The sequence below is a fragment of the Rhizobium sp. FG96 genome (assembly GCF_057808655.1).
This window is the reverse complement of sequence record NZ_JBMDIL010000011.1, coordinates 62,508-82,094: the sequence shown is the minus strand read 5'-3', so window position 1 is coordinate 82,094 and position 19,587 is coordinate 62,508. Positions and strand designations below refer to the sequence as shown.

Below are 19,587 nucleotides of genomic sequence, written 5' to 3'. Positions count from 1 at the left end.
AGCCCTTCAGACTTGAAGGCAATCAAACACTAATATGGTTAATGAACCGTTTACTTTTGTTAACGGGCGTCATTTATGAAACATTCTTGAATCGGATCATGAAGCTGAAGCAGCCGAAATAGCTTCGCTTTATCATAGGCTTAAGATTCAGCCTTGAATCAACTCCGCAGCCACCGGCGCCTTCCGCCGCCGCTGTCACAATCGCCGGACCGAACGTGCGTCGCGATGGAATCGAGGAGAATCGGAAAGCCAAAGAATGCCCGGCGATTTTGTGGCTTTCTTGCGTCTTTGGCGTTTGCGCCGACTTAAAATTGCGTTAAGACCCGCTTGCCTCCCAAGGCAAACAGCAATCCTGATTGGAATGACAATGTCTGACGCGATATCACCCGTATCGCCGACCCCCTCCTCATCGAACAGTGCGCAAGTCAATTCGCCGGCGCGTGTTCTGATCGCGAGCCTCGTCGGCACCACCATCGAATTCTTCGACTTCTACGTCTATGCGACCGCCGCCGTGCTGGTCTTCCCGCATCTCTTCTTCCCGGCGAGCGATCCCGCATCTGCGCAGCTTCAGTCCTTCGCCACCTTCTCGATTGCCTTCTTCGCCCGCCCGCTCGGCGGCATCCTTTTCGGCCATTTCGGCGACCGTATCGGCCGCAAGGCGACGCTCGTCGCCGCGCTGATGACCATGGGCCTGTCGACCGTAGCGATCGGCATGCTGCCGGGCTACGATTCGATCGGCATCCTGGCCCCTCTGCTTCTGGCTTTGTGCCGCTTCGGCCAGGGCCTCGGCCTCGGCGGTGAATGGGGCGGTGCCGTCCTGCTCGCCACCGAAAACGCCCCGCCCGGCAAGCGCAGCTGGTACGCCATGTTCCCGCAGCTCGGCGCGCCGATCGGCTTCATCCTCTCGTCCGGCTTCTTCCTGATTCTGACGGAGACGATGACCAACGACGACTTCCTGGCTTTCGGTTGGCGCATCCCCTTCGTTGCCAGCCTCGCGCTCGTCGCTGTCGGCCTCTATGTCCGCCTGAAGATCGCCGAAACGCCCGAGTTCCAGAAGGCCGTCGAGAAGCACGAGCGCGTTGCCGTTCCTGTTGCCGTCGTCTTCACCAAGCACTTCCGCAGCCTGGTTCTCGGCACCTTCATCGCCGTCGCCACCTTCGTTCTGTTCTACCTGATGACGGTCTTCACACTGTCCTGGGGCACGTCGAAGCTCGGCTACTCGCGTGAGCAGTTCCTGGTCATCCAGCTTGTCGGCGTCGTGTTCTTCGGCCTGACGATCCCGCTCTCCGGCCTGCTCTCCGACCGCTACTCGCGCCGCCTGATCCTGATCCTCGTAACGATCGGTATCGCGATCTTCGGCTTCTTCTACGCCTCGCTGCTGACCGCAGGCCTGACCGGCGCCTTCCTGTGCTCGATCATCGGCCTCGCGCTGATGGGCTTCACCTACGGTCCGATCGGCGCTGCTCTTGCGGCCCCCTTCCCGACCACGGTGCGCTATACCGGCGCCTCGATGACCTTCAACCTCGGCGGCATCTTCGGCGCCTCGCTGGCACCCAACATCGCCAGCTGGCTGGCGACGCATTACGATCTCTCCTATGTCGGCTACTATCTTTCCGGCGCAGCAGTCATCTCGCTGGTCTGCATCCTGCTGTCGGGCCGCGAAGAAGTCTAAGCGCTTCAAAAGCCCAATCGATCGAAGGCCGCGGTGGCAACACCGCGGCCTTTTCGATTCTTGTCTGTTAACATCTGCCCCCTACTCTCTCCTCAAAAGCAGGAGAGAGGACGATCATGCTGACGAGACGGTCACTGCTGACACAGGGTATGGGCGCAGGCTTTGCGCTATCGATGCCGCGCCTGTCGCGCGCCGCCGTCCCCGATGTCAACGTTACCTTCCTCGTCATCAACGACGTGCATGCCTGCCGCATCGGCGATGGCCTCAGCCCCAATTGCCAGCAGGAAGGCAAGACCGACGCCAACCTGCTGCGCCACATCCTGGCGCTCAACAACATCCACCATCAGACATGGCCCGAAGAGATCGCCGGCAAGCCGAGCGGCCTCAGCGTCGCCGGCAAGGAGATCGCCCGCCCGCAGGGGATCATCGTCTGCGGCGACGTCACCGACGATGGCGGCGGCCAGACGGCGGAATTCGCCGAGGGTTCGCAGCTTCTGCAGTTCTCGCACCGCTACCAGCAGGGCCGCGGCTCCGACCACGTCCATTTCCCCGTCTATGTCGGCCTCGGCAATCACGACCTCGATCAGGATGGCCGCCCGCCGCAGGTCGACTGGTATCGCGACGAGCTGCGCGACTACGTGCAGATGAACCACAAGCCGAGCGTCTTCTTCAAACCGGCCGTCCCCGTCGACAACTACGACGAGGCGTCGGACAATTACTCCTGGAACTGGGGCGGCCTGCATCTGATCCAGGCGCAGCGCTATGGCGGCGATAACAGCAAGGGCACGGCAAGCAGCCTCGACTGGATCAAGCAGGATCTGAAGACCTACGCATCCGACGGCAGGCCCGTCGTCATCTTCCAGCACTACGGCTGGGATCATTTCTCCACCGAGCGCTGGGACCCGGCCAAGAGCACCTTCGACGACAACGGCACCGGAACGCCGCATTGGTGGGATGAATCAGAACGTCAGGATCTGCTCGCAAGCCTCAGCGGGTACAACGTAATCGGCATTTTCCACGGCCACGAACACGACACGCCGATGGCCTACAAGGTCAACGGCATCGACATCTTCAAGGCCAAGGCCGCCTTCATGGGCGGCTTCACGCTGGTGCGCGTCAGCAACGACCGGATGGACGTGGCGATCGGCGAAGCCGCAGACGACAAAGGCGGCGTCCGTTTCGACACCGCCTTCAGCAAAGCCCTCAGATTATAAAAGCCAGCCTTATTCGCTGGTCACGCCCTGGAACGGACGCACTTCGCGGCCGGGCATGAACACACCGAAGCGCTTGATTTCCCATTCGAGCTTGATGCCGGAATTCTCGAAGACTTCACGGCGAACCTGTTCGCCGAGATATTCGAGATCGTAACCGGTCGCCTGCCCCATGTTGATCATGAAGTTGCAGTGAAGCGACGACATCTGCGCGCCGCCGATGACGAGACCGCGGCAACCCGCTTCGTCGATCAGCTTCCAGGCCGAATGACCCTCGGGGTTCTTGAAGGTCGAGCCACCGGTCTTCTCGCGGATCGGCTGCACGGTCTCGCGATGGTTGCGCACGGCATCCATGTCGGCACGGATCTTGGCACGGTCCTCGGCATAGCCTTCGAACAGCACCGAGGTGAAGATCAGGTCCTTGGCAGCCGAGGAATGGCGATAGGAATAGCCCATATCCGCATTCGAGAGCACATGCTTGTTGCCCTTGCGGTCGATCGCCGTCAACTCGACCAGACGCTCGCGCGTCTCGCCGCCATTGGCGCCGGCATTCATGCGCGCCGCGCCGCCGATGCTGCCCGGGATGCCGTAGTAGAAATGGAAACCGCCGATGCCGTTATCCATCGCCATCGCCGCGACATGCTTGTCGGGGCAGATCGCGCCGGCGCGGATGCGGTTCTCGCCGGCAAGCTCCAGCCCGCCAAAACCCTTGGCGGACAGGCGCAGAACGACGCCCGGAATGCCGCCGTCGCGCACCAGAAGGTTTGAGCCGACACCGACCACGGTCAGCGGGACCTCTTCTGGCAGCAGCTTCATGAAGGCGACCAGATCGTCTTCGTCATGCGGCTGGAACATCAGCTCGGCGAGACCGCCGGCGCGGAACCAGGTGACGCGATCCATGGGGGCATCCGGCGTGATACGACCGCGGATATCCTTGACGCCTTCTCCCAGAGACTCGAGAAGCTTTTCCCCATTGACCTGTTTCATGCAGACTTTCCCGAAAGGCCTTCCAATTGCTTCGGCAGTGCAGCTGCCCAATAAGTGATACTCCCAGCCCCCAAGAGAACCACGAAATCACCCGGCTTTGCAATCTCTGCAACCAGCTCAGGTAGTACGTCTTGTGACGGAAGGAACCGCGCGTCGCGATGGCCGCCCGCCTTGATGCGCGAAACGAGCGCCTCGGAATCGACGCCCTCGATCGGCTCTTCACCCGCGGCATAGACGGGAGCAAGGAAGATGCTGTCGGCATCGTTGAAGCAGTTTGAGAATTCTTCGAACAGGCTCGACAGGCGCGTATAGCGATGCGGCTGGTGAACGGCGATGACGCGGCCCTTGCAGGCCTCGCGCGCGGCGCGCAGCACGGCCTTGATCTCGACCGGATGGTGACCGTAGTCGTCGAACACCTGCACGCCGTTCCATTCGCCGGTCAGCGTGAAGCGCCGCTTGACGCCACCGAACGAGGCCAGCCCCTTGGCGATATCTTCATTTGAGATACCAAGACGGTTGGCGACGGCGATCGCGGCCGTGGCGTTGGCGATATTGTGACGGCCGGGCATCGGCATCACGAGATTGTCGAGCTTGAACACCTTGCCGGTGCGGCGGCGGCGGATCTCCACGTCGAAGATCGAGCGCGCGCCGTCGATGCGAACATTCATGAAGCGCACGTCGGCCTGCGGGTTTTCGCCGTAGGTGACGACCTTGCGGTCCTCGATGCGGCTGACCAGCGCCTGCACTTCAGGGTGATCGAGGCACATGACGCCGAAGCCGTAGAACGGCACGTTCTCGACGAACTGGCGGAAGGCCGCGCGCACGGCATCGAAATTGCCGTAATGGTCGAGATGTTCGGGGTCGATATTGGTAACGACGGCAACGTCGGCCGGCAGCTTCAGGAAGGTGCCGTCGGATTCGTCGGCCTCGACAACCATCCACTCACCCTCGCCCATGCGGGCGTTGGTGCCGTAGGCATTGATGATGCCGCCGTTGATGACCGTCGGATCGAGACCGCCGGCCTCAAGCAGCGTCGCCACCAGCGAGGTGGTCGTCGTCTTGCCATGCGTGCCGCCGATGGCGATCGCATTGCGGAAGCGCATCAGCTCGGCGAGCATTTCCGCACGGCGCACGACCGGCAGCAGCTTTTCGCGCGCCGCGATCAGTTCCGGATTGGTCTTCTTGATCGCGGTCGAGACTACGACGACTTCGGCATCGCCGAGGTTCTCGGCCTTGTGGCCGACGAAGACTTCGATGCCCTTTTCGCGCAGGCGCTGAACGTTCGCACTGTCGGACTGGTCGGATCCCTGGACCTTGTGGCCGAGGTTGTGCAGCACTTCGGCGATGCCGCTCATGCCGATGCCGCCGATGCCGATGAAATGGACGAGGCCTATGGCCTTCGGCAGTTTCATGACTGTGCCCCCTTGAACTCTGCAATTGTACGTCCGGCGGCAATAGCCTCAACCATGCCGGCAAGCAAGTTCGCAGCGTCAGGTTTCCCGGTCTGCTTAGCCGCCGCCGCCATTCGCGCCAGCTTTTCCGGGTCGTTCATCGCATGCGTCAGGATCGAGGCGATCTTCTCGGATGACAGTTCGGCCTGGACGATGACCTTGGCGCCGCCGGTCGCGGCAAGCGCTGCGGCATTCGCCGCCTGGTCATGATCCAGAGCATGCGGATAAGGCACGAGTACGGCCGGGCGGCCGATGACGGAGATTTCCGACACGGTCGAGGCGCCCGAACGGCAGATCACCAGATGCGCTTTCGCGAGGCGTTCGGCCATGTCCGTGAAGAACGGCGCGATATCGGCGCCCATCTTCAGCTGCGCGACGCAGCCGCCAACCATCTCCATGTCCTCGGGCCGCACCTGCTGGGTGATCCGCAGCCGCGCACGCAGGTCATCGTCGAGCAGGCTGATCGCCGTCGGCATCGCCTTGGAGAAATACTGAGCGCCCTGGCTGCCGCCGAAGACGACGAGATTGAAGGGCTCGCCCGGATGCGATGGCGCGTAGGGAACCTTTGCCGCCTCGATGATCGCGGGGCGAACCGGGTTGCCCGTCGTCACCGTCTTCTCGGGATAGGAGCCACCATTCTCGGGCAGGAAGCCGCCGGCGATCGCCTGGACGCGGGCTGCCAGCGCCTTGTTGGCGCGGCCCATCACGGCATTCTGCTCGTGGATCATCGCGGGCACGCCGAGACGCGTCGCGGCCAGCAGCGGCGGCACGGTCGGATAGCCGCCGAAGCCGACGACGACGGCGGGCTTCAGCTTCTGGATCAGCTTCTTGGCGGCGCGCATACCGCTCCACAGTGTCCAGAGCGATCGCGCCACGGCGACCGGGTTCTTCGAACCGATCGTTGCCGATGGCACGACATGGATCTGCTCGGCCGGGAATTTGCCTGCATAGCGCTCGGCGCGGCTGTCGGTAACCAGATGAACGGAATAACCGCGGGCCTTCAGCTCGTAAGCCAGGGCTTCCGCGGGAAAGACGTGGCCGCCGGTTCCCCCGGCGGCAAGAAGGACGATGCCTTTACTCATATTCTTACTCCGCCGGCATTCCGTGCGGCACGCGGAAGAGGCTCCGGTCCTGCGCACGTTTTTCCGGGCGATGGCGCGTCAGCGCGAGAATGAAACCGGCGGTCACGCAGATCGCGACCATGGACGAGCCGCCGTAGGAAATCAGCGGCAGCGTCATGCCCTTTGCCGGAAGCAGTTCGAGATTGACGCCGATATTGATGATCGACTGGATGCCCATCTGCAGCACGAGGCCGGCGACCGCAAACCGGTTGAAGTCGTTCTTCTCCTTATATGCGTGCGACAGCCCCCTCAAAACAAGGACCGTGAACAGCGCAACGAGCGCGATGCAGAAGATGATGCCGAACTCCTCGGCGGCGACCGAGAAGATGAAGTCGGTGTGAGCATCCGGGATGATGCGCTTGACGATGCCTTCGCCCGGTCCCTGGCCGAACCAGTCGCCGCGGATGATCGCCTCGCGGGCGGTATCGATCTGGAACGTGTCGCCCTCGCCGGTCATGAACTTGTCTATTCGTCCGGCAACGTGCGGGAAGACGTAATAGGCCGAGACGAGACCACCGGCGCCGCCGACGCCGAGCACGATGATCCAGAGCCAGGGCATCCCGGCCATGAAGAACATGCCCCCCCAGACCGCGGTCGTCAGGATCGTCTGGCCAAGGTCAGGCTGGGCGACGAGAAGTGCCGCGACCATGCCGAACAGGATGATGGCGAAGAGGTTGCCCGGAATCTCCGGCTGGCGCGCATGCTCGGCAAACAGCCAGGCGCAGACGACGACGAAGGCCGGCTTCATGAATTCCGACGGCTGGATGGAGATGCCGGCGAGCGTTACCCAGCGCCTGGAGCCCTTGACCTCGACGCCGAAGAACAGTGCCAGCAGCATCATCGCCAGCGCGACGATCAAAAGCAGGATGGCGGTGCGGCGCACCTGCCGCGGCGTCAGGAACGACAGCCCGATCATCACCATCAGCGACGGGATCATGAAGGCTGCGTGGCGCTTGACGAAGTGAAACGGCTCGAGCCCGATGCGCTCGGCAACCGCGGGCGACGCGGCGAAGGACAACATGAAGCCGATGCCCATCAGGAAGACGAACATCGCCAGGAAAAAGCGGTCGATGGTCCAAAACCAATCGGCCAGAGGCCCACGTTCCGCGCGGCTTACCATGTCATTTATCTCCTGTTGCCGAACCGATCAGCATGGTGATTCCGTCGAGCGCTGCCACATGGCTGACAAATGCATCGCCCCTGACTTCGAAGTTCTTATATTGGTCGAAGCTTGCGCAAGCCGGGGATAGCATCACCGCGACAGGGCCAGTTTCATCTTTTTCCGCATCGGCAGCCGCATGCGCGACGGCGCGCTCCAGCGTGCCGGAGATCTCGTAAGGCACCGCCTCGCCGAGCGTCGCGGCAAATTCCGCCGCCGCCTCGCCGATCAGATAGGCCTTGGCGATCCGCGGAAAGAACGGCGCGAGCGTCGTGATGCCACCGGCCTTCGGCAGGCCGCCGGCGATCCAGTAGATACGGTCGTAGCTCGAAAGCGCCGGTGCAGCCGCATCGGCATTCGTGGCCTTCGAATCGTTGACGAAGACGGCGTGGCCGCGCCTGCCGACCGGCTGCATACGATGCTTCAGGCCCGGGAAGGACGCGAGCCCTGCCCTGATCTCATCGGCGCTGACGCCGACCGCGAGGCAGGCCGCAACGGCCGCCGCCGCATTCTGCGCGTTGTGGCTGCCGCGCAGCGTCTGGATGCCATCGAGATCGGCAAGCGGCAGCGCCGCGCCACCGGTGGCATGAATGAGCCTAGTGCCTTCAGCGTAAATGCCGTCGGCCAGCGGCTGGCGGCGCGAGATGCGCACAACCTTGGTCCCGGCGCGCTCGACACGGTCGGCGATCATTTCGCAATAGCTGTCGTCGACGCCGACGATCGCCGTATCGCTTCCCGCGACCAGACGTTCCTTGACGTCGGCATAATGCTGCATCGTGCCGTGACGATCGAGATGATCGGGCGTCAGGTTGAGAAGGATACCCGCAGACGGATTGAGCGTCGGCGCCAGATCGATCTGGTAGGACGAGCATTCGACGACGTAGAAGCGCTGCGCCTTCGGCGGATCGAGCGTCAGAACGGCGGTGCCGATATTGCCGCCGAGCTGCGTATCCCTGCCTGATGATTTCAGGATATGGGCAATCAGCGCCGTCGTGGTCGACTTGCCGTTCGTGCCGGTGATCGCGATGAACGGGCTGTCCGGCGCATGGGCGCGGCGCTCGCGCACGAAGAGTTCGACATCGCCGACGATATCGACACCGGCGGCACGCGCCAGATCGACGGTCCAGTGCGGCTTCGGATGGGTCAGCGGCACACCCGGAGACAGCACGAAAAGCGACTGCGCCGCCCAATCGATACCGTGAAGATCGGCCGTCGCAATACCCTCGGCACCGGCCTTGGCGACGCTATCAGGATTGTCGTCCCATGCCGTAACCTCTGCGCCCCCGGCGACCAGCGCCCGGGCCGTGGCAAGGCCGGAACCGCCGAGCCCGAAAAGCGCGACCTTCTTGCCAGCGAGTGTCGTGACCGGAATCATCGCCCGCTCACCGCAGTTTCAGGGTGGAAAGGCCGAGCATCGCGAGGCCGACGGCGACGATCCAGAAGCGGATGACCACCTGGCTTTCCGTCCAGCCCTTCTTTTCGAAATGATGGTGGATCGGCGCCATCAGGAAGACGCGGCGGCCGGTCATCTTGAAGAAGCCGACCTGGATGATCACCGAGAGCGTCTCCATCACGAACAGGCCGCCGATGATCGCCATGACGATCTCGTGCTTGGTGGCGACGGCAACGGTGCCGATCGTGCCGCCGAGCGCCAGCGAACCGGTGTCGCCCATGAAGATTGCCGCGGGCGGCGCATTGAACCAGAGGAAGCCGAGACCGGCGCCGATGACGGCGCCGAGAACGACGGCAAGCTCGCCGGTGCCGGGCACGAAATTGATCTGCAGATAGCCCGCGAACACCGCGTTACCGGCGAGGTAAGAGATAATGCCGAAGGAGGCCGCGGCGATCATCACCGGAACGATCGCCAGACCGTCGAGACCATCAGTCAGGTTCACGGCATTACCGGCCGCAACGATGACAAAGCCGCCGAAGACCACGAACATGATGCCGAGATTGATCAGGAAGTCCTTGAAGAAGGGGAAGGCAACCGACGAGCCGAAGGTCGAGCCGGCAGGACCCGAGGCCAGCGACGTGCGCATCATGAAATAGACGGCGATACCGGCAATGATGAACTCGATACCGAGGCGGGCCTTGCCGGAAAAGCCCTTGTCGCTCTGCTTCGTTACCTTGAGATAGTCATCATAGAAGCCGATCGCACCGAAGCCGAGCGTCACCAGCAGGGTCGCCACGACATAGACGTTCGAAAGATCAGCCCAGAGCAGCGACGAACCGACGATACCGGCCAGAATCATCAGGCCGCCCATGGTCGGTGTACCGGCCTTCTTGAAATGCGTCTGCGGACCATCGGCGCGGATCGGCTGACCCTTGCCCTGGCGGATGCGCAGCGAGCGGATGATCATCGGCCCGAACAGGAAGACGATCAGTGCGGAAGTGAAGAGAGAGGCGCCTGTGCGGAAGGTAATGTATCTGAACAGGTTCAGAAATTTAAAATGTTCCGACAGTTCGACTAGCCAAATCAGCATTCAGGGCCCCTTGTTTACCCGATCAAATCTCGCGCTGCGTGTCCGCAAATGGCGCAAACTTGTCAAGGAGCGCGGCAACGATCTTGCCGAAACCAATCCCCAATGACGATTTGACCATCAAGACATCGCCCGGCTCGACCGAGTTCAGTACAAAATCTTTGAGTTCTTCCGTCGTCTCGCGGTACTCGACGGCGACGCTGTCGGGGAGCGAATCCCTCAGCGCCTGCATGTCCTTGCCTGCAAGCCAGACGTGTTCGATACCGGCCGCAAGCAGCGGACCGGCGAGATCGGAATGCACGCGCTCGGCAAATTCGCCCATCTCCAGCATGTCGCCGAGAATGGCGACCCGGCGGCCGTAGCCCTGCGGGACGGCGGCGGCGAGCAGCGCGATCGCCGCGCGCATCGAGGCCGGATTGGCATTGTAGCTCTCGTCGATGACGGTCAAGGTGCCGGCGCCGAGCCTCAGTTTGTGGCGCTTGCCCCTGCCCTTTTCGGGCTGCAGCGTCGCCAGCGCATCGATCGCCTTGTCGAGATCGGCACCGACGAGCGTCACGACGCCGAGTGCGGCAAGCGCGTTCTCGGCGATATGGCGGCCGGGCGCGCCGATCGCCACTTCAAACGTATCGCCATCGATCGTCAGCCACAGCGCCGAGCTCTCGTCGGAACCGTTGAATTCGGCAAGACGGAATTCCGCCTTGGCATGCTGGCCGAAGGAATGGATGTTGGTGATACCGAGCGCCTGGGCGGTGCGGTCGAGGAAATTATACTGGTCGTTGTCGCGGTTCAGCACGACATGGCCGCCGGGCGTCAAGCCTTCGAAGATCTCGGCCTTGGCGGCAGCGATTTCCTTGATGCTCTTGAAGTTGCCGAGATGGGCCGGTGCGATCGTGGTGATGACGGCGACATGCGGGCGGATCATCTGCACCAGCGGACGGATTTCGCCCGGGTGATTCATGCCGACTTCGAAGACGCCGTAATGCGTATCGAGCGGCATGCGCGCCAAAGTCAGCGGCACGCCCCAGTGATTGTTGAAGGATGCGACCGACGCATGCACCTTGCCGGATGGCGAAAGCACATGGCGCAGCATCTCCTTGGTGGTCGTCTTGCCGACAGAACCGGTCACCGCGATGATCTGCGCCCGCGAGCGCTGGCGCGAGGCGATCGCCAGGCGTCCAAGCGCATCCAGCACATCGTCGACGACGATCATCGGCACGGTCAGCCGGCCGAGACCCGCAAGCCGCGCTTCACTGACGACGAGCAGCGACGCCCCGTTGGCCATCGCCATCGAGGCATAGTCGTGACCATCGACGCGATCACCCTTGATGGCGAAGAAGGCTTCGCCCGGCCCGATCGAGCGGCTGTCGATGGAAATGCCGGTGATCCCCTGCGGCAGCGTGCCGAAGGGGCGTCCCGCCATCGCGGTGATCATGTCTTCCGTGGTCCAAAGCCAGTTCAAGGTTTCAGCTCCTCCAAGGCCTCACGCACTTCGGCGTGATCCGAGAAAGGCAGCGTCACACTCCCGATGGTCTGCCCTTCTTCATGTCCCTTGCCGGCGACAATCAGCGTGTCGCCCGACTTCAGCATTGCGACGGCCTTGCTGATCGCCAGCGACCGGTCCGCGATTTCGGTGGCGCAGGTCGCAGCCGCCATGATCTCGGCACGGATCGTCGCCGGATCTTCCGAGCGCGGATTGTCGTCGGTGACGATGACCACGTCGGCCAGACGGCAGGCGATCTCGCCCATGATCGGGCGTTTGCCCTTGTCGCGGTCGCCGCCGCAGCCGAAGACCACGACGACACGGCCGGTGGTGAACGGGCGGACGGAATTCAGGACGTTCTCAAGCGCATCCGGCTTGTGGGCATAATCGACGTAAGCGAGCGCGCCATCCTGGGTGTGGCCGACCAGCTCGAGGCGGCCGGAAGCACCCTGCAGCTTTTCGAGCGCGGCCATCGCCACCTTGGCCGGAACGCCTGTCGACATCGCAAGCCCTGCGGCAACCAGCGCATTGGCGATCTGGAAATCGCCGGCGAGCGGAATATCGACCTCGAAAATCTCGTCGCCGACATGCACTTCGGCCACCTGCTTGTGGCGGAAATGCTCGACGCGCTTCAATGTCAGGTAATCGCCCTTGCGGCCGACTGTGCGGACATCGTGACCGGCCTTGGTGGCCGCTTCGATGGCCTGCGGCGACCATGGGTCGTCGGCAAAGATGATCGCCGGCGAGCCCTTCGGCAGCAGCGTATCGAAGAGCCGCATCTTGGCGGCCATATAGTCCTCGACCGTCGGATGGTAATCCATGTGATCGCGGCCGAGATTGGTGAATGCGGCAGCGGCCAGCTTGACGCCATCGAGACGGCTCTGGTCGAGACCGTGGCTTGAGGCTTCCATCGCCGCATGCGTCACGCCCTCATCGGCGAGTTCGGCAAGCAGCTTGTGCAGCGAAACCGGGTCGGGCGTGGTCAGCGAGCCGTAATCGTTGCGGGTCGGCGAAACGACGCCGGTCGTACCGATCATCGCGGCGGGATGCCCGGCATGCGCGTAGATCTGGCGGGTGAAGGAGGCGACCGACGTCTTGCCTGCCGTGCCCGTTACCGCAACCATCGTTGCCGGCTGCCTGCCGTAGAAATTGGCGGCCGCAAGCGACAGGAAGCGGCGCGGATCCTTGACGACGAGAACGGGGATGGAGGCTTCGACCGGCTGAGAGGTGATCGCGACTGCGGCACCGTTCCTGGCGGCGTCAGCGATGAAGCCCGCGCCATCGGCCTTGGTCCCGGCAACGGCGACGAAGGCCATGCCGCGTTCGACCTTGCGGCTGTCGGCTGTCAGGCCTGAGATTTCCAGCCCGCCTGCCGGTCCGTCGAGTTGATCCTTGATTTCCGGAAATGCGCTTCCGGCAATGTCCCGCAGTTTCATCAATGTCTTTTCTCTCTGGCGCCGCTCACCCCACGCGAATCGGCGCCGTATTCATTCAGACTCAATAAGACACCAACAAGGCCGATCCGTCTTCGCCGAATTGCGGTTCGACGCCAAGAATGGGGGCTGCGCGGCGGATAATGTTCTTCACCATCGGCGCAGCCGTGTAAGCGGCAATGTTCTGGCCCTTCTCGCCGTTATGCGGCTCGTCGCAGAAAGTCAGCACCACATAGCGCGGATTGTCGATCGGGAAGGCAGCCAAGAAGGCGTTGAAGTTGAGGTTATGGGCGTAGCGGCCGTTGACGACCTTGTCAGCCGTACCCGTCTTGCCGCCGACATTGAAGCCCGGCACGTCGGCATTGCGGCCCGAACCCTTGAGACCGTTCAGCTTGAAGAGATAGCGGATGCTGTCGCTGGTGCTTTTCTTGACGACGACTTCGGCCGTCTCGTCCGCCTGTTCGCGGGTGCGCGGCAGGAAGGTCGGCTCGATCAGCTTGCCGCCGTTGACGAGAGCAGCACCGGCAACCGCCGTCTGCATCGGCGTCGTCGAAACACCGTGGCCGAAGGAGATCGTGATCGAGTTGATCTTCTTCCAGACCCTCGGCTGGCTCGGCATCTTCACTTCAGGAAGCTCGGTCTTCATCTTCGTCAGCAGGCCGAAGCGCGTCAGGTAATCCTTCTGCATCTCCATACCGACGATATCGATCATCTTCGCGGTACCGATGTTCGACGAATATTCGAAGATTTCGGGAACCGTCAGCCAGCGGCGCTGACCGTGGAAGTCGTTGATGGTGAAGCCGCCGATGCGGATCGGGCGGCTGGCATCGAAGCTGTCGTTGATGCTGACCTTGCCGCTGTCGAGCGCCATGGCGGTCGAGAAGGTCTTGAAGGTCGAACCCATTTCGAACGTACCGTTCGACATGCGGTTCAGCCAGCCTTCCTTGGCGCCCTCTTCCGGATTGTTCGGGTCGAAGTCAGGCGCCGAAGCCATGCCGAGCACTTCGCCGGTATGGATATCGAGCACGACGGCACCGGCACCCTTGGCTTCGTAATTGGTCACGGCGCTGGTGACGACGTCGCGGACAATGTTCTGGACGCGGATATCGATGGAGAGCTTCACCGGCTCGAGCGGCTGACCGCTGGTCATGCCGACGGAAGCGAGATCGGCCAGACCCTGATCGTCGATATATTTCTCCATGCCGGAGACGCCGCGGTTGTCGATATTGACGTAGCCGAGAATATGCGAGGCGGTCGGGCCACCCGGATAGAAGCGGCGCTTTTCCGGACGGAAGCCGATGCCGGGAATGCCGAGCGCCAGGATCTGGCTCTGCTGCTTCGGCGTCAGCTGGCGGCGCAGCCAGGCGAAATGCGAGCTCTTCACCGAAAGCTTGCGATAGGTGCCCTTGACGTCGAGATCCGGCAGCACGGTCGCCAGCTTCTCGATGGCCTCGTCGGCATCGACGATCTTGTTCGGCTCGGCAAACAGCGACACCGTGCGGATGTCGGTCGCCAGCACTTCGCCGTTGCGGTCGAGAATATCAGGGCGCGAGGCCATCAGCCGGTCGGGCGGCAGGATCGAGGAAACGACCTCAGGATCCTTCATTGCATATTCGACGAGACGGCCGCCGATGACGCCGTAAAGCGCCGTGAAGCCGATGATCAGCAGGCCGACGCGGCTTTTCGCCTGGCCGGACTTCTTCTTGCGCGAACCTTCCAGCGGAAGGCTGCCGGTCGGGCCGCCGAAGCGGTTATAGACGCCGGAGGAGAAATGAGCCTGGCTCTTCAGAACCATGATGCGAGAGAGAAACGACATGCTTACTCCACCGATCCGGTTGCCATTTCGTCCTGGTCTTCGACCTCGGGCACAGCTGCCCGCGGCACAGGCTTCGGCGCTGCCTTGGCGGCAACAGCCGTTCCAGCCGCCGGCTTCTTCGCAGCCACAGCAGGAGCGCCCGGCTTCTGGTCGGCCTTGGCTTCAGTGACATCGGGAACCGGAACCTGCGACTTCAGCATCGGCAGTTCGCGTGCGTGGATGAGCGAGGTCGAATCCGTCGGCTGCAGCTTCAGCTCGTCATTATAAGTATTGACGAGGCGCTCCAGCCGGTTCGGCTGAGACTGCAGGGCCCAATCGGCCTTCAGGAGCTCGATCGTGTCCTTCTCGAGCTTGATCTCGGCCTCGAGGCGATGAACCTCCTCGAGCTTCAGCTCGGCGCGATGCTTGATCGTATAGGTCACGGCGGCCGCGGCCGTCATGACACCGATCAAAACGAAGTCGAACGTTCTCAGCACATCAACCCCCAAGTTTTCCGAGACTGGCCAGGCTAGGCAGGCCGAAGATGGACATGTCCGCTGCTTCGGCCGGAGCCGATGTGCGCTCCCCAGCGCGCAGCTTGGCGGAACGTGCCCGTGGATTTGCTTCGGCTTCCGCCTTGCTGGCAGCAACCATAGACTTCCCGACAGCATTGAACGTGGCGGCGCGCTCGTGCGCCACCGGAAGGTGACGCGAGCCCGAGGCCTTGCCGGCGCGATCGGAGAAGAATTTCTTGACGATCCGGTCTTCCAGCGAGTGGAAGGTGACGACGACGAGACGGCCGCCCGGCTTCAGCGCACGCTCGGCTGCAAACAGCGCCTGCGCCAGCTCACCGAGCTCGTCATTGACGAAGATGCGCAGCGCCTGAAACACCTGGGTCGCAGGATGAATCTTGTCCTTCATCTTGCGCGGCGTCACCAGCTCGATCAGCCCGGCGAGATCGCGGGTGGTTTCGAACAGCTTTTCGGCGCGGCGCTTCTCGATCGCATGCGCGATGCGCGGCGCCTGATCCTCTTCACCGAGGAAATGAAAAATGCGGATCAGCTCGGCGACCTTGGCGCGATTGACCACATCGGCAGCCGAGACACCGGCAGCCGACATGCGCATGTCGAGCGGACCGTTCTTCGAGAACGAGAAGCCGCGATCCGCCTCATCGATCTGCATCGAGGACACGCCGATATCGAGCACGACGCCATCGAGCCCGCTGGCAGGCGCTTGATCTGCGAGATTGGAAAACTGCGAATGGACGAGCTGGAGATGACCGGAATGCTCAGCCACCAGCGCCTGACCGGCAGCGATCGCCGTCGGATCGCGATCGAGCGCGACGACATCGGCACCAGCGGCGAGAATCGCCGACGTATAGCCGCCTGCGCCAAAGGTGCCGTCCAAAACGATCTTGCCGGAAGACGGCTGCAGCGCGTCGAGCACTTCGTTGAGAAGAACCGGAATGTGACGAACCGGTCCGCCACCAGCTTCGGATGAACCTCCGCCAGGATTCGTCACCATTCCGCGCCCTCGCTTGTTCAGGAGCGCTTGCCCGCCAGCGTGCGCCCCTCTCGTGCCTGCATCTGGGCCGCCTGAAATTCCTGCGGCTGCCACAGCTGAAAATGATCTGCCCGCCCGACGAAAGTCACTTCGTCCGAGATCCTCGTGAAATCCCGGATGAAATCCGTGACCATCAAACGCCCCTCGGCGTCGAGCCTCATGAAGACCCCGCCCCCATGAATGAGAAGCGACATCTCGTTCGCGACCGGCGAAAACGGATCCTCCGCAGCGATCTGCCGCTCGAACCTTTCGAGAAGATCCGGGCCGCCGACGCTGATCGCCGGAAACACAAAATCCTGGAAGCAATAGAGCTCCTGGATATTGCGCTGCGCCAGCACGGAACGAAAGGCCGCAGGCACGGAAACCCTGCCCTTGGAATCGATCCTGTTGGTCGCACTTGAAAGGAAGCGGCTCATGACACGAAACATCCGTTTCCGAAAGAGCCCGAAGCGAAGAACCGCCACCGGAACCCTCAACACAGAGCACAGCTTCGCTAGCCGAACGGACCGAGGCCCGCCCGGCGCTTCCGGGATGGAAGGCGCCTTGGCTTTGCGATTGATGGGCAGATGATTGCCCTTGTGCAGTGCTCTTATGGGATACCATGGGACCATATGGGCGTCAATGGGAAACGCCCCTCTCGCGATGAGCGCAGTACCGAAAATTTATAAGCTGTTAAGTTTAACAAAGGGTTAGGATCGGCACTTTCCGGCACCCGAGAAAACGTCCGTAAGAAACCGCAAATATAGGCTGAGCGCCTGATTTCTCAGCATAAACCGGCCGCGACGGCGGCGGCTGCCGCCACCGCGCCGAAGGCATGATGATAGAAGAAAGTTAAATCGCCAGTTGGCCTGTAAGCCGGGTTCTGTATGGCTCCGGTTTGACCCGGAACGTGGCAGCCATTCCTCTGGGACAGCGTTTGCACGCTGCCTCTCGCAACCCACCCGGATGACTGGCCTGGAAACCAGCCGGAAGGCTTGCGCCAACCGCGTCATCCCTATTCGGTCTTGCTCCCGGTGGGGTTTACCGTGCCGTTTACGTTGCCGCAAACGCGGTGGGCTCTTACCCCACCCTTTCACCCTTACCTGCGCGGACGCAGGCGGTTTGCTTTCTGTGGCACTTTCCCTGAGGTCGCCCTCGCCGGACGTTATCCGGCACCGTGTTTCCGTGGAGCCCGGACTTTCCTCACCCTACCACCTTTCGGCATTGTAAAGCGCGGCTGCCCGGCCAACTGGCAGCGCTCCCTTAGCGGAGCCCGCCGGCAATTGCCACAGCAAATATCGGCTCGGGTTATCGGAAAGCCGGTTTGAAATCCGTCGCATAGCCCTGCGGCGCGATCTCGCCGGTCATCAGCAGCTCGGCGCCCAGCCGCCCGATCTCGTCCGAACTCTTCGCCGACGTGCCGGCGCAGCCGGTCAGCACGGCGATACCGGGCGACGAGGTGAAGCCGATCATCGGATGCCTGCTCGCCGTTTTCGACACCACGCAGGATGCCGTCGAGACCGAGAGTGGCTTGAGATCAGGAACCAGACGCCGAGTGATCAGCATCAGGTGATCGCGCGCCCGCGGCCGGCCATCGGTGCGGAACCAGGCCCGGAGCTCGGCATCGGTCTTCAGCTGGTAATCGTCAGGATCGCCACCGATTTTCAGATAAAGCTTTCCGTCAGGATAACGGATCGGTGGCAGCAGGTAGATGTCGATATCGCGGGTTTCGAGAATGAGCGACGGCATGCCGGCAAAGGCTTCGGCCTGTTCTTCGCCGACCTCGAACATCACCACCGTCCGCCCATAAACCGACATGTCAACAGATTCGGCCAAGAGATTCTCGTTGATGGAGAAACCACCGGCAGCCAGCAGCACCTTTTCCGCCGTGACGGTCCTGCCGCCCGATGTCTCGACTGCAACGATCCCGCCCTCGTCGCGGATCGCCGTCACGTAGTCGCGGATGACGGTGGCACCGCGCTTTTCGGCAATCGTGGACTGCGCTCTCACCAGCCGCCGCGGGCTGATATAGCCGGCATCCTCCCGCTGGAAGACGCCCTCGCAACCCTGCGGCAGGGCAAAATAGGGGAACGCCTGCTTCAGGGCAGCGCCATCGAGCATCCGCGTCTCGACATCGAGCGAATCCGCCGCATTCTTGGTATCGCGGGTGTAGTCGGAACCGGCGGGAGCAACGACGACGCAGCCCGCCTCGGTATAGAAATCGATGCCGCTTTCGGCAGCGATCTCTGCGTAGCGCGCGATGGAGCGATTGGCGAGCAGCGCCCAGTCCCGGTCGGGATCGACGGTGCGGGTGATGCGGCCTTCGTCATAGTGGCTGGCGAAGACGCCCTGATGCGCCCTGCGATTCTCCGGCTCGTCCGGACCGATGACGGCAACACCATCCGCCTGCATGGCGAGATATTTTGCGGCAGCCGCGCCCATCATGCCGCGGCCGACGACGATATATTTGAAATCCGCTGCCATGCCTGCCTTCCCTGCCTGCCGGAATAGGATTCCGGAATCCGCGATAGGGATAGCCGCCTGCGGGATGGGCGGCAAGGCGGCGAACCGTCATGGCCGCCGGCATCTGCGCGTCTTCAACCCGGCCATGTCTCACCTCGCTTCTGCGACGTCAGACATTGCGGCCGGAAAGTTGAATCATTTTCTGAAGTGCGAGCGGAAAAGGATTCCGCATCAGCCGGTTAGCGGCGCTCTCAGAGAAGCGCCAGAACCTTGCCGCAATAGGCCTTGGAGACCGGATTCATGCGCTTGGCGGCATGGCCGGCATTGTACTTGAGGATCGTGCCGCAGGTTTCGCCGCCGCCGAGCTCATGGGCCATGGAGAGATATTTCATGCCGTACTTGATGTTGGTTTCCGGATCGAAGAGGCCCTTCTTGGTACCGGCATAGCCCATCATCCGTGCCGTTGCCGGCTTGATCTGCATCAGGCCGATTTCGCCGGCGCTGCCGCGTGCATTCGGATTGAAGTTGCTTTCGACGCGCACGACGGCCGAGGCGAGTGCCACCGGTACATCATACTGCTTTGCGTATTTTGCGATGAGAACCGAATACTTGTTGGTCGCAAAGTCAGGCATTGCATAGCCGCTGTCGCGATCGACGGTCTTGAATTGAACCGTCTCAGTCTTATCAGTTTTATTATCTGCTTCGCCCGCGAAGGCACAGTTATACCCTGCCAGCAGCACGCCAACGCATGCCGCAGCACCAATAATCGCATTTCTCATGTAGTCTTGACACT

Annotated in this window: 16 protein-coding genes and 1 other RNA gene; 2 read left to right on the top strand and 15 right to left on the bottom strand. The window is 62.3% G+C overall.

Features of this window, described 5'->3' with window-relative positions; translation table 11 throughout:
* The first annotated feature begins 361 nt into the window (after nt 1-361).
* Both ACODR6_RS21385 and ACODR6_RS21380 read left to right on the top strand, forming a co-directional pair.
* Nucleotides 362-1,672 (top strand): MFS transporter, encoded by a 1,311-nt coding sequence (locus ACODR6_RS21385; protein ID WP_489024324.1) that lies wholly within the window; start codon nt 362-364, stop codon nt 1,670-1,672.
* Between the two features lie 116 nt (nt 1,673-1,788).
* On the top strand, nt 1,789-2,886 hold the full coding sequence (locus tag ACODR6_RS21380) for a metallophosphoesterase (RefSeq protein WP_203428544.1): 1,098 nt from the start codon (nt 1,789-1,791) through the stop codon (nt 2,884-2,886).
* A 9-nt stretch (nt 2,887-2,895) separates the two neighbouring features.
* Here ACODR6_RS21380 and murB read toward each other — a convergent pair whose 3' ends face one another.
* The 15 genes from murB to ACODR6_RS21305 all read right to left on the bottom strand — a co-directional run bounded on the left by murB (nt 2,896) and on the right by ACODR6_RS21305 (nt 19,573).
* Nucleotides 2,896-3,870, bottom strand: coding sequence for a UDP-N-acetylmuramate dehydrogenase (gene murB / locus ACODR6_RS21375; protein WP_130277993.1), 975 nt, complete (start codon nt 3,868-3,870; stop codon nt 2,896-2,898).
* Entirely contained in the window at nt 3,867-5,282 is a 1,416-nt protein-coding gene (gene murC / locus ACODR6_RS21370) for a UDP-N-acetylmuramate--L-alanine ligase (RefSeq protein ID WP_112715476.1), read from the bottom strand. The genes murB and murC overlap by 4 nt, the downstream gene beginning before the upstream one ends.
* A complete protein-coding gene (gene murG / locus ACODR6_RS21365; protein ID WP_489024320.1) occupies nt 5,279-6,403 on the bottom strand; it encodes an undecaprenyldiphospho-muramoylpentapeptide beta-N-acetylglucosaminyltransferase in 1,125 nt (374 codons plus the stop codon). Before murG ends, murC begins: the two co-directional genes overlap by 4 nt.
* 4 nt (nt 6,404-6,407) lie before the next feature.
* A complete protein-coding gene (gene ftsW / locus ACODR6_RS21360; protein WP_112715480.1) occupies nt 6,408-7,562 on the bottom strand; it encodes a putative lipid II flippase FtsW in 1,155 nt (384 codons plus the stop codon).
* 1 nt (nt 7,563) lies between these two features.
* Entirely contained in the window at nt 7,564-8,976 is a 1,413-nt protein-coding gene (gene murD / locus ACODR6_RS21355; RefSeq protein ID WP_489024318.1) for a UDP-N-acetylmuramoyl-L-alanine--D-glutamate ligase, read from the bottom strand.
* Nucleotides 8,977-8,983: 7 nt separating this feature from the next.
* On the bottom strand, nt 8,984-10,084 hold the full coding sequence (mraY, locus tag ACODR6_RS21350; RefSeq protein WP_112715484.1) for a phospho-N-acetylmuramoyl-pentapeptide-transferase: 1,101 nt from the start codon (nt 10,082-10,084) through the stop codon (nt 8,984-8,986).
* Nucleotides 10,085-10,106: 22 nt separating this feature from the next.
* Nucleotides 10,107-11,540 carry a UDP-N-acetylmuramoylalanyl-D-glutamyl-2,6-diaminopimelate--D-alanyl-D-alanine ligase gene (locus tag ACODR6_RS21345; RefSeq protein ID WP_489024315.1) on the bottom strand — a complete coding sequence of 478 codons (1,434 nt, stop codon included), beginning with the start codon at nt 11,538-11,540 and terminating at the stop codon, nt 10,107-10,109.
* Complete coding sequence (locus ACODR6_RS21340; RefSeq protein WP_203428539.1) at nt 11,537-12,997, bottom strand: UDP-N-acetylmuramoyl-L-alanyl-D-glutamate--2,6-diaminopimelate ligase; 1,461 nt, start codon at nt 12,995-12,997, stop codon at nt 11,537-11,539. Before ACODR6_RS21340 ends, ACODR6_RS21345 begins: the two co-directional genes overlap by 4 nt.
* 61 nt (nt 12,998-13,058) lie before the next feature.
* Complete coding sequence (locus ACODR6_RS21335; RefSeq protein ID WP_489024313.1) at nt 13,059-14,810, bottom strand: peptidoglycan D,D-transpeptidase FtsI family protein; 1,752 nt, start codon at nt 14,808-14,810, stop codon at nt 13,059-13,061.
* Between the two features lie 2 nt (nt 14,811-14,812).
* Nucleotides 14,813-15,286: a cell division protein FtsL gene (gene ftsL, locus ACODR6_RS21330; protein ID WP_112715492.1), complete on the bottom strand. Its 474-nt coding sequence runs from the start codon at nt 15,284-15,286 to the stop codon at nt 14,813-14,815.
* Between the two features lies 1 nt (nt 15,287).
* Entirely contained in the window at nt 15,288-16,313 is a 1,026-nt protein-coding gene (gene rsmH / locus ACODR6_RS21325; protein ID WP_489024310.1) for a 16S rRNA (cytosine(1402)-N(4))-methyltransferase RsmH, read from the bottom strand.
* A gap of 17 nt (nt 16,314-16,330) precedes the next feature.
* The gene (mraZ, locus tag ACODR6_RS21320; RefSeq protein WP_489024553.1) at nt 16,331-16,768 is read right to left on the bottom strand and encodes a division/cell wall cluster transcriptional repressor MraZ; all 438 of its coding nucleotides are present in this window, start codon (nt 16,766-16,768) and stop codon (nt 16,331-16,333) included.
* Between the two features lie 419 nt (nt 16,769-17,187).
* Nucleotides 17,188-17,584, bottom strand: an RNA gene (gene rnpB / locus ACODR6_RS21315) — RNase P RNA component class A.
* Between the two features lie 55 nt (nt 17,585-17,639).
* Complete coding sequence (locus tag ACODR6_RS21310; RefSeq protein WP_489024308.1) at nt 17,640-18,815, bottom strand: NAD(P)/FAD-dependent oxidoreductase; 1,176 nt, start codon at nt 18,813-18,815, stop codon at nt 17,640-17,642.
* Nucleotides 18,816-19,045: 230 nt separating this feature from the next.
* Nucleotides 19,046-19,573, bottom strand: coding sequence for a lytic transglycosylase domain-containing protein (locus ACODR6_RS21305; protein ID WP_130277985.1), 528 nt, complete (start codon nt 19,571-19,573; stop codon nt 19,046-19,048).
* Between the last annotated feature and the right edge of the window lie 14 nt (nt 19,574-19,587).

Excerpts from the sequence above, each read along its gene's own strand:
- mraZ (WP_489024553.1), bottom strand. The coding sequence starts at position 16,768 with ATGAGCCGCTTCCTTTCAAGTGCGACCAACAGGATCGATTCCAAGGGC.
- murD (WP_489024318.1), bottom strand. The coding sequence starts at position 8,976 with ATGATTCCGGTCACGACACTCGCTGGCAAGAAGGTCGCGCTTTTCGGG.
- murB (WP_130277993.1), bottom strand. The coding sequence starts at position 3,870 with ATGAAACAGGTCAATGGGGAAAAGCTTCTCGAGTCTCTGGGAGAAGGC.
- mraY (WP_112715484.1), bottom strand. The coding sequence starts at position 10,084 with ATGCTGATTTGGCTAGTCGAACTGTCGGAACATTTTAAATTTCTGAAC.
- ACODR6_RS21335 (WP_489024313.1), bottom strand. The coding sequence starts at position 14,810 with ATGTCGTTTCTCTCTCGCATCATGGTTCTGAAGAGCCAGGCTCATTTC.
- ftsW (WP_112715480.1), bottom strand. The coding sequence starts at position 7,562 with ATGGTAAGCCGCGCGGAACGTGGGCCTCTGGCCGATTGGTTTTGGACC.
- ACODR6_RS21385 (WP_489024324.1), top strand. The coding sequence starts at position 362 with ATGACAATGTCTGACGCGATATCACCCGTATCGCCGACCCCCTCCTCA.
- ACODR6_RS21340 (WP_203428539.1), bottom strand. The coding sequence starts at position 12,997 with ATGAAACTGCGGGACATTGCCGGAAGCGCATTTCCGGAAATCAAGGAT.
- murG (WP_489024320.1), bottom strand. The coding sequence starts at position 6,403 with ATGAGTAAAGGCATCGTCCTTCTTGCCGCCGGGGGAACCGGCGGCCAC.
- ACODR6_RS21305 (WP_130277985.1), bottom strand. The coding sequence starts at position 19,573 with ATGAGAAATGCGATTATTGGTGCTGCGGCATGCGTTGGCGTGCTGCTG.
- rsmH (WP_489024310.1), bottom strand. The coding sequence starts at position 16,313 with ATGGTGACGAATCCTGGCGGAGGTTCATCCGAAGCTGGTGGCGGACCG.
- murC (WP_112715476.1), bottom strand. The coding sequence starts at position 5,282 with ATGAAACTGCCGAAGGCCATAGGCCTCGTCCATTTCATCGGCATCGGC.
- ACODR6_RS21310 (WP_489024308.1), bottom strand. The coding sequence starts at position 18,815 with ATGGCAGCGGATTTCAAATATATCGTCGTCGGCCGCGGCATGATGGGC.
- ACODR6_RS21380 (WP_203428544.1), top strand. The coding sequence starts at position 1,789 with ATGCTGACGAGACGGTCACTGCTGACACAGGGTATGGGCGCAGGCTTT.